The organism is Streptomyces sp. NPDC002309 (assembly GCF_053593375.1).
This window is the reverse complement of sequence record NZ_JBSFCI010000042.1, coordinates 1-14,293: the sequence shown is the minus strand read 5'-3', so window position 1 is coordinate 14,293 and position 14,293 is coordinate 1. Positions and strand designations below refer to the sequence as shown.

Genomic DNA, 14,293 nt, shown 5'->3' with positions numbered 1-14,293 from the left:
GGTGAAGTGGTCGCACACAGGTGCCCCTGGGAGCGCGCGCACGCGCTCCAGGGGCACCCGGATCAGCTGTCGTCCGGATCAGGTCAGCCGCCCAGCGGGCCCCCCGCGTCGGGGGAGGGCGTGTGGGTGACCATGGTGTCCGTGCTGAGGTGGATCACGCCGTAGTCGTATGCGTGCCGCCGGTAGACGACACTCGGTTCCTTCGTCTCGGAGTCGACGAACAGATAGAAGTCGTGCCCGACCAGCTCCATCTCGTAGAGAGCCTGGTCGAGGGTCATGGGTGCTGCGACGTGAGTCTTCTCGCGGACCACCAGGGGGCCGTCGCCCTGTACTTCCAGCGAGCCGATCTTCTTGGTGGGTACCGAGTTCGGCTCGTCCGCCTCGAAGGCGCTGCCGTCGCCGTTGAGCGTCGCCGCGCCCGGAACGTGGTCGGCGACCTCGGCTGCCGTCAGCCGGCGCACTCCCCGGCGCGTGTGGCGCTTGTCGTGCTCCCTGCGCAGCCGTGCGTCCAGCTTCTCGGCGGCGAGGTCGAGCGCCGCGTACGGGTCGTTGGCCGCTGCCTCCGCCCGGATCACCGGACCGCGGGAGCGGAGGGTGATCTCCACTCGGTCGCAACGGTCGGCCTGCCGGGGGTTGGGCTCCTTGGACACCTCGACGTCGAGGCTGATCACCTTGCCATCGAGCTTCTGGATCTTGTCCAGCTTCAGCTTCTCGGCCACGTGCTTTCGGAACCGCTCGGGCACCTCGGTCTTGCGGCCCTTGACGACGATGTCCACGCAGAACTCCGTTCCCGGATCGCTCCGCTTCAGCGGCGGAGCATCTCCCTTGTGCACCAGGTCCCGGTGAGCCCCGGGACCGCGGACTCGGTGACGTCCACCTCCTCCCCCATGGGCGAGATCTCCACCCGGCCGTTCTGGGTGATTGCGAAAAACCACGGCACGGCATTCGGATAAGCGAGGTCTGGCCTGCGGCCTTTCCCTCACAACCGAACATATCTCGCCGGGACGGATGTCGTCACCCTCTACTGCCGCGTACCTCCATTCCGGTGAATTGACCCTCTCACTACCTGCAACGATGTGACTTCGCAGTCAGTTCCGGTTTATTTCGAAAGAATCCGGCGGCGCAGCGATCACCGCGGCACAGATCACCGGCTCGTCACTCCTCGTCTTTCCCCGCACGGCCCCCTCGCGGTCCGCGCTCCCTTCCATTGCCCCCGTCATCCGTTCCCCTCTCCTTTCCCCGATGACTCCCCCGTACACAGCCGTCACCACATCTGCGCGCGTCGCAGATGCCGCACCCCCGTAACCAGCCGTTTCCTCCGCCGGCGTCGCCCGTACGGCCCGCGCCGCCTCCGTCAACGACGCACCCGTCGTCATCACGTCGTCCACCAGCACCACCCGCCCCTCACGCAACAGCCGGGCCCCACCGGCGGCCACCGACAGCGCCCCGGCGAGGTTCTCCAGGCGCCCTGGTGCGTCGAGCCCCGTCTGGTCGGCGACCGGGCGCCGCTGCCGCAGCACCGCGAGTACCCGCGCGGACGTCCCCGAACGGCGTAGTTCGGCCGCCGCCGCGAGCGCGATCCGCCGGGCCGGATCATGCCCACGCGCCCGCACGGCGCCGCGGCCCGACGGCACGGGAACGAGCAGCACCGGCCCGCCGCGCACCCCGGCGATCCCTTCTCGCACGGCGCCCGCGAGCGCGACCCCGAGCGGCCGGGCGAGCGGGAGCGCACCCCGCTCCTTGTGGGCCAGCAGCACGGCGCGCACCGCGCCGCCGTACGGTGCCGCCGCGTGCACGACCGGCAGCCCGCGCGGCTCGGGCACCGGTCGCACCCGGCGCGGCGCGGCCCCGCTCAGGGCGGCACGGCACTCCGGGCAGAGCACCGTGCGAGGCCTGCCACAGCCTCCGCACTCGGCCGGCAGCACCAGATCGCTGAGGTCCCGCCACCACCCCCGCATGCCCACCACTGTGCCAACGCCGCCCCCAGCCTCGCCACCCCTGTGGACAACTTCTGTGGACAACTGGCCGCAAGCCCCTGACAAGCACAAACTGCCGCTTCCGCCAGGCTCCTGCCCAGCGAGAGCGGCCGTCGGACACGACGGACCCTGAAACGAAGGACCGGGAACCGGCCCGCCCCGGGGCGACCACACCGGCTCGCCCCGCAACCGGGACGCCCCGACAGCAGGACCGACCCGCGCCGCCCCGGCACCGACCCGCCCCCGGCCCGAACTCCACCGTCGTACGGACCCTGGCCGAGGCGCCGCCACCACGACACCGTCACGCCCCGCGCCGGCCCCGGACCACCCCGCACCGACCCAAAGCGCCGACCCCACCAGCTACCCCAGGCACCGGCCCAAGACACCGACCCCGCCCACTACCCCAGGTACCGACCCCACCGACTACCCCAGGCACCGACCCCACCGACTACCCCGGATAGACCGGCGCGGACCCGTCCTTCACCACCGTCTGCCACTGCGCCCCGTCCGGCAGCCGCACGATCCCGTCCACCGAGTACGCCACCAGCGGCAGCCGGTCGTCCTCGGAGGCGGCGATCTCCTTCACCCCGGTGAGCGCGTCGGGCGCCGGTACCTCCGGCGTCGAGCCGTCGACCTGGACGTACCGCATCTGCTGCACGCCCCCCTCCTCGCGCCCGACCACCACGAGCCGGCAGTCACCCGCCCAGGACATGGTGGTGACCTCCTCCAACTGCGGAGCGGCGGAACGCAGTTCGAGCACGGAGACACCGGCGGTGCCGGTCACCTGGCCCTTCTCGCCGCGTTCGATCCGGCCGACCTGCAACGACTGCTTGCCGTCCTTCTCCACCACCAGCGCGATCCGGACGCCGTCGGCGGCGACCCGCACGGACTGGATCCGCCCGTCCAGCCGCGGCACCTGCACCTCCACCGGCTGCCCCTTGCCCTCCGGGAACACGAGCAGCCGCGGGTCCTGCGGATTGCGGTCGGCCACCCACAGGTCGCCTCGCGTGTCCCAACTGGGCGTGGTCAGCCGGTCCTTCTCCGTCCGGCCCGTGCTGCGCACCAGCGGTTCCCCGAGCGAGCCGCCCGACGCGAGCGAACCGACGTACAGCGCCTTGCCGTCAAGGGCGACCCCGGCCGCGCTGTGCTCCTCCCGCGACACCGCCGCCGAGCGCAGCGCCAGCACGCCCTGGCCCAGCTCTCCCGGCACGGGTTCGCCCCTCGCGCTCCGGCTGCCGGCCGGAATCCGGACGAGCCGGTGCTCGCCGTCGACGAAGTACAGGTAGTCGGCGCGCCGGGCCGGCCCGTGGGCGGCGACGGCCGCCGCCCCGTCCTCGCTGAGCACGCACAGCTGCGCACCGCCCGCCTGCAGCTCGATCTCGTCGACCGCGGGTGTGAGGTTCTGGAGCGTGAACAGCAGCTGGGCCGCCATCTCGCTGCACTTGGCCGGCCCGACCCGGGCGGCCTTGTCGTTCAGCGGCACGGTCAGCCGGTTCCGGTCGTCGGGCGTCAGCGCGCCGACGCCCTTGCGCAGCGCGACACCGGTGGGGAAGCTCGACCTGACCACGGGACCCAGCCAGGTCGTCGGCCCGTTGAGCAGGGAGCGCACGATCTGCGTCATGGGGTCCACGCGCCGGCGTACGTAGACGGGGTCGGCGACCGCCGCCGGCTGCGAGGACGCGCCCACCACGGTCTCGGAGGCGAAGTAGTACTTGTTGACGGACATGTAGTTGCGCTGGAAGTCCGACTGCCCGAGGACGACGCCCTGCGGCAGCCCGTCGATGCGCCACTGCTCGCTCTTCTTGTCCCGCGTGAGGTGCACCGGCTTGGTGTAGGAGCCCTCGGTCGGCGTGTACGACTGCTGGGCGTCCACCAACGCGACCTTGGTGCCGGTCAGCATGAACGAGAAGTCGCCCCCGTCCTGCGGGCTCCCCCCGGAGCTCACCTGGGCGTCCGGGCCGTCCGCGAGCACGGTGGTCGACAGCTCCGGCTGCCACGTCTTCGCGGCCGCCGCCGTCAGATACTGCTTCGCCGTCGCATAGTGCGGGTCGTCGCTGGTCAGCGCCTCGAGAAAACCCTGCACGATCTCGGAAGGCGGGGCGTCCTCCCGCGGCGGCATGGGGAAGACCCGTACCTGAGTCTCCTGGCGCGGAGTGGACTCCACGCCGCGCAGGTCTCCGCTGTCGGGCATCGAGGCGCACCCTGACAGCAGTACGACGCCACAGGCGACGTACGCCACCGCGCGTCCCGGCGTGCGCCGGGAGCCCCCCTCGCGGTCAGCGCCCACGAAATGCCTCCCCTTGATCGTTCGACCCCTCCGGCCCGGCGTCCGAGGCACCTCCCGGGGCGCCGCTGAGCGCCGTCCCGCCCGCCGGCCTGCCCGCCTGCACCGCGGTCCCTCCCGTGGGCCTGGGCACCACTCGCGCGCCGCTGCCGGGCAACGCCGTCGGATCGGCCGTCGGGGCCACCGCGGCCGGCCAGGACGGGATCGGGTCGCGCGCCGCCGGCTGACCGCTGCCCGTGGCCTGGGCCGGCACGGTCGCGGTCTTCTCCACGCCGCCACGCGGCAGCCCAGCGTCGTCGAGGCCGCGGTTGCGGCGGGAATCCTTGGGCTCCAGCGGTATGGGCGAGCCCCGGAGCGGCTCGTCCGCGGTACGCGGCAACGTCAGCCGGAACTGCGAGCCACCGCCGGGCTCACCCCACGCCTGCAGCCAGCCCCCGTGCAGGCGCGCGTCCTCCAGGGCGATCGACAGCCCGAGGCCGGTGCCACCCGTCGTCCGCGCGCGTGCGGGGTCGGCCCGCCAGAAGCGGCTGAAGACCCGCGTCGCCTCCCCGGGCTTGAGCCCGACGCCGTAGTCGCGCACCCCGACCGCGACCGCCCCGCCCGCCGCGGCGAGCTTGACGACGACGTCCCTGCCCTCGCCGTGCTCCACGGCGTTGACGACGAGGTTGCGCAGCACCCGCTCCACGCGCCGGGCATCGGCCTCGGCGACGACGGGCTGCTGGTCGCCCACGACACGTATGCGTGTGCCCTTGCGCTCGGCGAGGGGCTCGGCGCCAATGACCACGCGCCGCACGACCTCCCTGAGATCTATCGGCTCGGCCTCCAGCGCCGCGGCACCCGCGTCGAAGCGGCTGATCTCCAGCAGGTCCGCCAGCAGCGACTCGAAGCGGTCGAGCTGGTCGGCGAGCAACTCCGCCGACCGCGCGGTCACCGGATCGAAGTCCACCCGCGCCTCATGGATGACGTCGGCCGCCATCCGGACGGTCGTCAGCGGTGTCCGCAGCTCGTGCGAGACGTCGGAGACGAAACGCCGCTGCATCCGCGACAGGTCCTCCAGCTGCTGGATCTTCAGCTGAAGGTTCTGCGCCATCTTGTTGAAGGCCTCGCCCAGGCGCGCGATGTCGTCCTCGCCGGTGACCTTCATCCGCTCCTGCAGCCGTCCGGCGGACAGCCGCTCGGCGATCCCGGCCGCCATCCGCACCGGCGTCACGACCTGCCGCACCACCAGCCAGGCGATGGCCCCGAGGAGCACGACGACGAACAGACCCGCCGTCGCCAAGGTGCCCTTCACCAGGCTCAGCGACTTCTCCTCCTGCGTGAGCGGGAAGAGGTAGTACAGCTGGTAGGGGTCACCGTTGGGGTCGTTGACCTCCTTGCCGATGACCAGCGCGGGCTGTGAGCCCTTGCCGCCGCTGTAGACGATGCGGGTGTAGCTCTGCGCGGCCGTCGGACTGCTGTTGACGCGCTCGCGCAGAGCCTCCGGCACGCTCGTGTTCGGGTCGACACCACCGGAGGCACGCGGTCCGCGCCCTCCGCCGCTGTTGTCCCCGGCGGGCAGCGTCACCACGTCGAAGGCGCCCTGACCACCGCTGGAGAGCGAGGAGACGAGATCGCTCATCCACTGGATGACGTTCTGCGACGACCGCCCGTCCACCACCGTGGACGGGTCCTCACGGGTACCGCTCGCCGCCTCGTCCGCCCGCTGCTTGGCCACCGCGAAGCCGCCCGTGGCCTGGCTCTGCGACGCCTTCACCTTGGCGTCCAGCAACCCGTTGCGCACCTGGCCGATGACCACGAAACCGAGCAGCAGCACGACACCCAGCGACATCAGCAGGGTCGTCACCACGACCTTGAGCTGGATGTTCCGCCGCCACAGCCGCATGACGGGCAGCAGCGGACGCCGTATCCAGCGCATGAAGAGCCGGAAGACCGGGCTGCCCTGGACTCCGCCCTGGAGCAGCCCGCTCTCCAGGAGCCGGCCCCAGCGGGAACCCGCCGCCCTCGGGCCGACAGGCCGCCCCGCGCGGGCCCCGGACCGGCCGGGCGCCGAAGCGGCACTGTCCTTGGACATGTCAGCTCGGTCCGGCCTTGTAACCGACTCCTCGGACGGTCACTACGATCTCCGGCCGCTCCGGGTCCTTCTCGACCTTGGAGCGCAGCCGCTGCACATGCACGTTGACCAGCCGTGTGTCCGCAGCGTGGCGGTAGCCCCACACCTGCTCCAGGAGCACCTCCCGGGTGAACACCTGCCACGGCTTGCGAGCCAGCGCCACCAGCAGATCGAACTCCAGCGGTGTCAGCGCGATCGACTGCCCCTCACGCTTCACCGAGTGCCCGGCCACGTCGATGACCAGGTCACCGATGGCGAGCTGCTCCGGCGCGGGCTCCTCCGACCGGCGAAGCCGCGCCCGGATACGGGCCACGAGCTCCTTGGGCTTGAACGGCTTCACGATGTAGTCGTCGGCCCCGGACTCGAGTCCCACGACGACGTCGACGGTGTCGCTCTTCGCCGTGAGCATGACGATCGGCACCCCGGACTCCGCCCGGATCAGCCGGCACACCTCGATGCCGTCCCGTCCGGGCAGCATCAGGTCGAGGAGCACCAGATCGGGCTTCACCTCCCGGAACGCTGCCAGCGCCTTGTCGCCGTCGGCCACGAAAGACGGCTCAAAACCTTCACCACGCAGCACAATGCCGAGCATCTCGGCCAGTGCGGTGTCGTCGTCGACGACAAGGACTCGTCCCTTCATAAACGACATCATCCCATTCTCATAACGGTGAAGGAGGCGCAGGTGAGCAGGCTCACTGGCCAGTGACGATAGTCGTATCTGGTCACTACTGTCTGCCTTCGATCAGATGTCACCGGCCCCTCACCCCGCACAGCTCGGCGGACCGAGGGGCCCGAGACCGTTGATCAGGCCGACAACAGGCCGACAACAGGCCAAGATCAGGGCACTGTCGGCCCCTGACGGACCGCCGCACCCCGCCCCCGGCCACACATCTCCGCCAGCGCCTCAGCCGTCACAGGCGACACCGCACCCTCCTCCGTGACGATCGCCGTGATCAGCTCCGGCGGCGTCACGTCGAACGCCGGGTTGTACGCCTGCGTCCCCAGCGGCGCCACCGGCACCCCACCACCGGCGCCCGTCACCGGCACGTGGGGCGCCGCGACCTCGGTCACCTCGTACCCGGGCCGCTGCTCCACCTCGATGGACGCCCCGTCCGGGGTCTCCGGATCGACCGTCGTCAACGGCGCCACCACGATGAAGGGCACATGGTGGTACCGCGCCAGCACGGCGAGCGGATAGGTGCCGACCTTGTTGGCCACCGAGCCGTCGGCCGCGATGCGATCCGCCCCGACCAGCACCGCGTCCACCTCCCCCGCCGCGAACAGCGAACCCGCCGCGTTGTCGGTGAGCAGCGTGTACGCCATCCCGTTGCGCGCCGCCTCGTACGCCGTGAGCCGGGCACCCTGCAGAAGCGGACGTGTCTCGTCCACCCACAGCCGTCGCAGCTGCCCCACCCGGTGCGCGGCGAGCGCCACGGCGAACGCCGTACCCTCCCCGCCCGACACCAGCGCCCCGGTGTTGCAGTGCGTGAGGATCCGGTGCCCGCCGCCCGGCAGCAGCTCGTCCAGCAGCGCCAGCCCGTGCTCGGCCATCCGCGCGCTGGCCTCGGCGTCCTCCCGGTGCAGCTGCCGCGCGGCCGCCAGCGCCGCCTCGGCGGCCCCCTCGGTACCGGCCCCGCCGGCGAGCGCGGCATCGTACGCCGCCTGTGCCCGGCGCACGCCGACGGAGAGGTTCACCGCGGTGGGCCGGGCGCCTTCCAGCGCGAGGGCGGCCTCGTCCACGCCGAAGCCGCGCGCGGCGGCGAGCGCGACGCCGTACGCGCCCGCGATGCCGAGCAGCGGCGCCCCGCGCACGGCGAGCGAACGGATCGCCTCCACCAGGGCGGAAGCGTCCGTACAGACCAGTTCGACCTCCTCGGCGGGCAACCGCGTCTGATCGAGAAGGACCACGACCGGCCCTTCGGGGGGTTCGTCCCAGCGGATCGCCGGACTACCGGTGGACTTGTCCTCGCCGGATTGCGCGTACTGATCAGCCATGCCGTCAGTCTGCCCGTTCCACGACGGACAATTGAAGGTGTGGCACCCATACCTCGGCCGGTCCCTGGGTGAACGCCCCATGGCACGATGTCTGCCAACCTGCCGCCGCGACAGCGGACGGGCACTGTGAAGGAGCGACGATGAACGACACTCCGGGCTGGGCCTCGCCCGGATCCGCCCCGTCCGACGGGCAGGAGCCCGGCACGTCCGGCCCCGAGCGGGCCGACCGGCCCGGCCCCGCGCAGTCCTCGCACCCCTCGCAGCCTTCGCCTCCCGAGGACCAGCCAGGCCCCCAGGCGCCGGAAACCGGCGCGAAGTGGTCCAAGGAACAGCCGCCACCCGCCCAGTGGTCCGCCCCCACCGGTGCGTCCACCCCCGGTGCGACTCCCCCGCCCCCACCGCCCGGACCCGGCTGGGGCGGCAGCCGGCCCCCCGGCGGCCACGGCGGCGGGTACGGCAACTGGCAGGGCCCCGGCGGCGGTTGGGGCGGCCAGTGGGGCGCCCCGCCGCCCGCGGCCAAGCCCGGCGTGATCCCGCTCCGCCCGCTCGGCGTCGGCGAGATCCTCGACGGCGCCGTCTCCACCATGCGCACCTACTGGCGCACCGTGCTCGGCATCGCCCTCACCGTCGCGGTCTTCACAGAGATCATCGTCATCCTGCTCCAGGGCCTGGTCCTGAACGAGCGGACCAGCCCCGAGGCCCTCGAAGACCCCGACGCCACCCTCGGCGAACTCGGCCGCGCCCTCGGCGACGCGCTGCTCAGCTCCGGGGTCATCTTCCTGATCTCCCTGATCGGCACCGTCGCGGCGACCGCGCTGCTCACCACCGTCACCAGCCGCGCCGTCCTCGGTAAGCCGGTCACCACCCGCGAGGCCTGGCACGACGCCCGCCCGCGCGTGCTGAGGCTGTTCGGCCTGATCTTCCTGCTGCTCCTGATCGCCCTGGGCGTCGCCGTCGTGGGCGCCGTGCCCGGCATCCTGGTGACCCTGGCCGGAGGTGGCGCCGCCGGCGCCGCACTCACCGTCCTGGGCAGCCTGTGCACCGCGCTCCTCGCCCTGTGGCTGATGGTCCGCTTCTCCCTGGCCTCCCCGGCCCTGATGCTGGAGAAGCAGGGCATCCTGAAGGCGATGAGCCGCTCCGCGCGGCTCGTCCGCGGCTCCTGGTGGCGCGTCTTCGGCATCCAGCTGCTCGCCACGATCATCGCCAACTTCGTCGCGGCGATCATCGTCATCCCCTTCACGTTCCTCGCCGCGGCCGTCGGAGGTGACGGCGTCAGCGGATTCCTCGAAGGCACCGGCGACTTCGGCTGGACGTTCCTGATCATCAGCGGCATCGGCTCGGTGATCGGAGCCATGATCACCTTGCCGATCGCGGCCGGGGTCACCGTGCTCCTCTACATCGACCAGCGCATCCGCCGCGAGGCCCTCGACCTCGAACTGGCCCGCGCCGCCGGCGTCCAGGACCACGGCACCTCCCACCCCTCCCCGGGGAGCTGATGCGGTGAGCCTCGCCGGGGGAGTCCTCTCAGCCGTGCCACCACTGCCACGCGCCGGCGAAGCCGTCGTCCGCGCCTGGCTGCGCGCGGGCGACCTGACCGCACGCCCGCCGCACCGCACCGACGGCGCCTCCGTGCTGTCCCTGCCCGGCTCCGACGACGAACCGCCGCTCACGATCCCCCGCGACCCCGCGCGGGAGGCGGCCCGCCGCGAGCTCTCCAAACGCATGTACCACGAGGACGACCCCGGCCTCTTCCAACGCCTCCTCGACGCCTTCTGGGAGTGGCTCGGCAAACTGCTCCGCCTCGCGTCCGACGCCACCCCCGGAGGCACGCTCGGCCTCCTCGTCGTCCTCGCGGTCGTCCTCGCGGTCCTGGGCGCCCTGTGGTGGCGCCTGGGCACCCCACGCCGCCGGCCCACCTCCTCCGCCGCCCTGTTCAACGACCGCCCCCGCAGCGCCGCCGAACACCGCGCGGCCGCCGAGGCCCACGCCGCCCAAGGCCACTGGAACCAGGCCGTCCAGGAACGCATGCGCGCCATCGTCCGCTCGCTCGAGGAACGCGCCCTTCTCGACGCACGCCCCGGCCGCACCGCCGACGAGGCAGCCACCGAAGCCGGCCGCGCCCTGCCCACCCACGCGGACCGGCTGCGCACCGCCGCCCGTGATTTCGACGACGTCACATACGGAGGCCGCACGGCCGTCGAACCGTCATACCGCCGCATCGCCGAACTCGATCGCGACCTCGAACGCACCAAACCCCAGCTGACCAGCAGCAGCGCCCACAGCGCGGACCACACCACCCGCCGGGGAGCCGCCGGATGACGACCGAGGCCAAGCTCCCCACCACCTCGGCCTCGCGCACCCCCCGCCAGGTGTGGACCCGCACCCGAGGCATCGCGCTCGCCCTCGTCGTCCTGATGGCCGCAGCGGCCGTGATCGCCCTGCTCCGCTCCGACACCAACCGCGGCAGCCTCGATCCGCGTTCCACGGCTCCCGAGGGCAGCCGCGCCGTCGCCGAACTCCTCGCCGACCGCGGCGTGTCCACCCGCGTGGTCACCACCCTCGACGCGGCACGCGCTGCGGCCGCCCCCGACACCACTCTCCTGGTCGCCGTCCCCGACCTCCTGACGGGCCCTCAGAAGACCCGGCTGCGCGCCACGATGGCCGAGTCCGGAGGCCGCACCGTCCTCGTAGCCGCCGGCAGCTCCTCCGTCGAGCAACTCGCCCCCGGCGTCACCGCGGACCCCGCCACCAGCCTCCGGTCCACGCTCGAACCCGACTGCGACTTCCCGCCCGCCCGGCGCGCCGGCGCCGCCGACACCGGCGGCCTCCGCTACACCGCCCTCCACCTCGAAGCCGACGAGTGCTACCCGAGCCAGCGCCTGGCCGGCCTGATCCGCCTCCCCGAGGCATCCGGGAGCGGCGACACCGTCGTCCTCGGCGCGCCCGACATCCTCTTCAACGACCGCCTCGGCGAGCAGGGCAACGCCTCGCTCGCACTCCAACTCCTCGGTTCGCGCCCCCATCTGGTCTGGTACCTCCCCTCACTGGCCGACGCCTCCACCTCGGACGAGGAGCGCGGCATCTTCGACCTGCTGCCCTCCGGCTGGCTCTGGGGCACCCTGCAGCTCTTCATCGCCGCAGCCCTCGCCGCCCTGTGGAGGGCACGCCGACTCGGCCCCCTCGTGCCCGAAAAACTCCCCGTGGCGATCCGCGCCTCCGAAACCGCCGAAGGCCGCGCCCGCCTCTACCGCAAAGCCAACGCCCGCGACCGCGCGGCCGCCGCTCTTCGCTCCACCACCCGCACCCGCCTCGCCCCCCTCGTAGGCGTCCCCGTCGCCCAGGCGCACACGCCCGAAGCCCTGCTCCCCGCACTGTCCGCCCACCTCAACGGCGACGGCCAGTCACTGCAGCCCCTCCTCTTCGGCCCGCCGCCCGGTGACGACGCGGCCCTCATCTCCCTCGCCGACCAACTCGACGCCCTCGAAAGAGAGGTACGCCGTCCATGATGGACCCGACCACTGACAACGCCGGGCAGACCGGGGACGCGGACAACGCCCGAGCCGCCCTGGAAGCCTTGCGCGCCGAGATCGCCAAGGCCGTGGTCGGTCAGGACCCCGCCGTGACGGGCCTCGTCGTCGCGCTCCTGTGCCGCGGACACGTCCTCCTCGAAGGAGTCCCCGGCGTCGCGAAGACGCTGCTCGTCCGCGCCCTCGCCTCCGCCCTCGAACTCGACACCAAACGCGTCCAGTTCACCCCCGACCTCATGCCGAGCGACGTCACCGGCTCTCTGGTCTACGACGCCCGCACCGCCGAGTTCTCCTTCCAACCCGGCCCGGTCTTCACCAACCTCCTCCTGGCCGACGAGATCAACCGCACGCCCCCGAAGACCCAGTCGTCCCTCCTGGAAGCCATGGAGGAACGCCAGGTGACGGTCGACGGCACCCCTCGGCCCCTCCCCGACCCGTTCCTGGTCGCCGCGACCCAGAACCCGGTCGAGTACGAGGGCACCTACCCCCTCCCCGAAGCCCAGCTGGACCGCTTCCTCCTCAAGCTCACCATCCCTCTCCCCTCCCGCCAGGACGAGATCGACGTCCTCACCCGGCACGCCGAGGGTTTCAACCCACGCGATCTGCGCGCCGCCGGCCTACGCCCCGTCGCGGACGCCGCCGTGCTGGAGGCCGCCCGCGCAGCCGTCGCCAAGACCACGGTCTCCCCCGAGATCACGGCCTACGTGGTCGACATCTGCCGAGCCACCCGCGAGTCGCCGTCCCTCACCCTGGGCGTGTCCCCACGCGGCGCCACCGCCCTGCTCGCCACATCCCGCGCGTGGGCATGGCTCACCGGCCGCGACTACGTCACCCCCGACGACGTCAAAGCCCTGGCCCTCCCGACCCTGCGCCACCGGGTCCAGCTCCGCCCCGAAGCCGAGATGGAAGGCGTGACGGCAGACTCCGTCATCAACGCCGTCCTCGCCCACGTCCCCGTCCCGCGCTGATGGCACTCACCGGACGCGCCGCCCTCCTCGCGGCCCTCGGCTCCCTCCCCGTAGGGCTGTGGGAGCCCAGCTGGACCGGAATCCTGGCCGTGAACGGCCCCCTCGCCCTCGCCTGTGCCTGCGACTACGCCCTCGCGGCGCCGGTACGGCACCTGGGCCTCACCCGCTCCGGTGACACGTCCGCACGTCTGGGCGAAACGGCGGACGTCACCCTCACCGTCACCAACCCCTCCCGCCGCACCCTGCGCGCCCAGCTCCGCGACGCCTGGCCCCCCAGCAGCTGGCAACCGGGCACCGAGTTCACCGCCTCCCGCCACCGCTTGACGATCCCGGCAGGCGAACGCCGCCGCATCACGACCCGCCTGCGCCCCACCCGTCGCGGCGACCGCCAGGCCGACCGCGTGACGATCCGCTCCTACGGTCCCCTGGGCCTCCTCGCCCGCCAAGGCACGCACAAAGTCCCCTGGACGGTCCGCGTGCTGCCGCCGTTCACCAGCCGCAAGCACCTCCCGTCGAAACTCGCCCGCCTCCGCGAACTCGACGGCCGCACAAGCGTCCTACAGCGAGGCGAGGGAACTGAATTCGACAGTCTGCGCGAGTACGTCCCCGGCGACGACACCCGGTCCATCGACTGGCGCGCCACCGCCCGCCAGACGACGGTCGCCGTACGCACCTGGCGCCCCGAGCGCGACCGCCACATCCTTCTGGTCCTCGACACCGGCCGCACCTCCGCGGGCCGCGTGGGAGACGCCCCCCGCCTCGACGCGTCCATGGACGCCGCCCTGCTCCTGGCCGCCCTGGCCTCCCGCGCCGGCGACCGCGTCGACCTTCTGGCCTACGACCGACGAGTACGCGCGTCGGTCCAGGGACGCACAGCAGGCGACCTCCTGCCCTCCCTCGTCAACGCCATGGCGACACTCGCACCCGAGCTCATCGAGACGGACGCCCGCGGTCTCGCCGCGACCGCGCTTCGAGCGGCCCCCCGCCGCTCTCTGATCGTCCTTCTCACCACCCTCGACGCGGCCCCGATGGAAGAAGGCCTGCTGCCCGTCCTCCCGCAGCTCACCCAACGCCACACAGTGCTCGTGGCCTCAGTCGCGGACCCTCATATCGCCGCCATGTCGACGTCACGCGGGACCACGGAGTCCGTCTACAACGCGGCAGCAGCAGCCCAAGCCCAGTCCGAACGTCACCGCACCGCCGAAAAGCTCCGCCGACACGGCGTGACGGTGGTGGACGCGACCCCGGAGAACTTGGCGCCGGCGTTGGCGGACGCCTATCTGGCACTCAAGACGACAGGCCGCCTCTGATATCTGCGCGGGGCGGCCCGCGACTGCCCCCTAAACGCAGAAAACCCCGCATCCGAAGATGCGGGGTTTCCTTCAATATTTGTTCGGCGGCGTCCTACTCTCCCACAGGGTCCCCCCTGCAGT

12 protein-coding genes are annotated in these 14,293 nt (G+C 72.4%); 5 read left to right on the top strand and 7 right to left on the bottom strand.

The features are described from left to right. Positions 1-83 precede the first annotated feature (83 nt). The 7 genes from hpf to mtnA form a co-directional block, all read right to left on the bottom strand. Positions 84-776 (bottom strand): ribosome hibernation-promoting factor, HPF/YfiA family, encoded by a 693-nt coding sequence (gene hpf, locus ACWCPM_RS28600; protein WP_450979142.1) that lies wholly within the window; start codon positions 774-776, stop codon positions 84-86. A gap of 29 nt (positions 777-805) precedes the next feature. Next, entirely contained in the window at positions 806-940 is a 135-nt protein-coding gene (locus tag ACWCPM_RS28595; protein ID WP_450979141.1) for a hypothetical protein, read from the bottom strand. A gap of 148 nt (positions 941-1,088) precedes the next feature. Beyond that, entirely contained in the window at positions 1,089-1,958 is an 870-nt protein-coding gene (locus ACWCPM_RS28590; RefSeq protein ID WP_450979140.1) for a ComF family protein, read from the bottom strand. Between the two features lie 466 nt (positions 1,959-2,424). Then, positions 2,425-4,263, bottom strand: a complete 1,839-nt coding sequence (locus tag ACWCPM_RS28585; protein ID WP_450979139.1) for an LpqB family beta-propeller domain-containing protein — start codon at positions 4,261-4,263, stop codon at positions 2,425-2,427. Further along, entirely contained in the window at positions 4,253-6,331 is a 2,079-nt protein-coding gene (gene mtrB, locus ACWCPM_RS28580; protein WP_450979138.1) for an MtrAB system histidine kinase MtrB, read from the bottom strand. The genes ACWCPM_RS28585 and mtrB overlap by 11 nt, the downstream gene beginning before the upstream one ends. A 1-nt stretch (position 6,332) precedes the next feature. Next, on the bottom strand, positions 6,333-7,022 hold the full coding sequence (gene mtrA, locus ACWCPM_RS28575; protein WP_218969519.1) for a two-component system response regulator MtrA: 690 nt from the start codon (positions 7,020-7,022) through the stop codon (positions 6,333-6,335). Between the two features lie 185 nt (positions 7,023-7,207). Beyond that, positions 7,208-8,365, bottom strand: coding sequence for an S-methyl-5-thioribose-1-phosphate isomerase (gene mtnA / locus ACWCPM_RS28570; protein WP_450979137.1), 1,158 nt, complete (start codon positions 8,363-8,365; stop codon positions 7,208-7,210). A 140-nt stretch (positions 8,366-8,505) separates the two neighbouring features. Between mtnA and ACWCPM_RS28565 the strand changes: the two genes are divergently transcribed. From ACWCPM_RS28565 to ACWCPM_RS28545, 5 genes are read left to right on the top strand one after another with little or no spacing between them, the layout of a single operon-like run. Continuing rightward, positions 8,506-9,861 carry a glycerophosphoryl diester phosphodiesterase membrane domain-containing protein gene (locus ACWCPM_RS28565; protein ID WP_450979136.1) on the top strand — a complete coding sequence of 452 codons (1,356 nt, stop codon included), beginning with the start codon at positions 8,506-8,508 and terminating at the stop codon, positions 9,859-9,861. A gap of 4 nt (positions 9,862-9,865) precedes the next feature. Continuing rightward, positions 9,866-10,684, top strand: coding sequence for a DUF4129 domain-containing protein (locus tag ACWCPM_RS28560; RefSeq protein ID WP_450979135.1), 819 nt, complete (start codon positions 9,866-9,868; stop codon positions 10,682-10,684). Beyond that, a complete protein-coding gene (locus tag ACWCPM_RS28555; RefSeq protein WP_450979134.1) occupies positions 10,681-11,871 on the top strand; it encodes a DUF4350 domain-containing protein in 1,191 nt (396 codons plus the stop codon). The genes ACWCPM_RS28560 and ACWCPM_RS28555 overlap by 4 nt, the downstream gene beginning before the upstream one ends. Next, on the top strand, positions 11,871-12,860 hold the full coding sequence (locus ACWCPM_RS28550) for an AAA family ATPase (RefSeq protein ID WP_450979170.1): 990 nt from the start codon (positions 11,871-11,873) through the stop codon (positions 12,858-12,860). Before ACWCPM_RS28555 ends, ACWCPM_RS28550 begins: the two co-directional genes overlap by 1 nt. Beyond that, the gene (locus ACWCPM_RS28545) at positions 12,860-14,170 is read left to right on the top strand and encodes a DUF58 domain-containing protein (protein ID WP_450979133.1); all 1,311 of its coding nucleotides are present in this window, start codon (positions 12,860-12,862) and stop codon (positions 14,168-14,170) included. Before ACWCPM_RS28550 ends, ACWCPM_RS28545 begins: the two co-directional genes overlap by 1 nt. Positions 14,171-14,293: the final 123 nt, after the last annotated feature.

What these genes read in the sequence shown, in the direction of transcription:
- ACWCPM_RS28590 (WP_450979140.1), bottom strand. Translation starts at nt 1,958, where the DNA reads ATGCGGGGGTGGTGGCGGGACCTCAGCGATCTGGTGCTGCCGGCCGAG.
- mtrB (WP_450979138.1), bottom strand. Translation starts at nt 6,331, where the DNA reads ATGTCCAAGGACAGTGCCGCTTCGGCGCCCGGCCGGTCCGGGGCCCGC.
- mtrA (WP_218969519.1), bottom strand. Translation starts at nt 7,022, where the DNA reads ATGATGTCGTTTATGAAGGGACGAGTCCTTGTCGTCGACGACGACACC.
- mtnA (WP_450979137.1), bottom strand. Translation starts at nt 8,365, where the DNA reads ATGGCTGATCAGTACGCGCAATCCGGCGAGGACAAGTCCACCGGTAGT.
- ACWCPM_RS28565 (WP_450979136.1), top strand. Translation starts at nt 8,506, where the DNA reads ATGAACGACACTCCGGGCTGGGCCTCGCCCGGATCCGCCCCGTCCGAC.
- ACWCPM_RS28555 (WP_450979134.1), top strand. Translation starts at nt 10,681, where the DNA reads ATGACGACCGAGGCCAAGCTCCCCACCACCTCGGCCTCGCGCACCCCC.
- ACWCPM_RS28550 (WP_450979170.1), top strand. Translation starts at nt 11,871, where the DNA reads ATGGACCCGACCACTGACAACGCCGGGCAGACCGGGGACGCGGACAAC.
- ACWCPM_RS28545 (WP_450979133.1), top strand. Translation starts at nt 12,860, where the DNA reads ATGGCACTCACCGGACGCGCCGCCCTCCTCGCGGCCCTCGGCTCCCTC.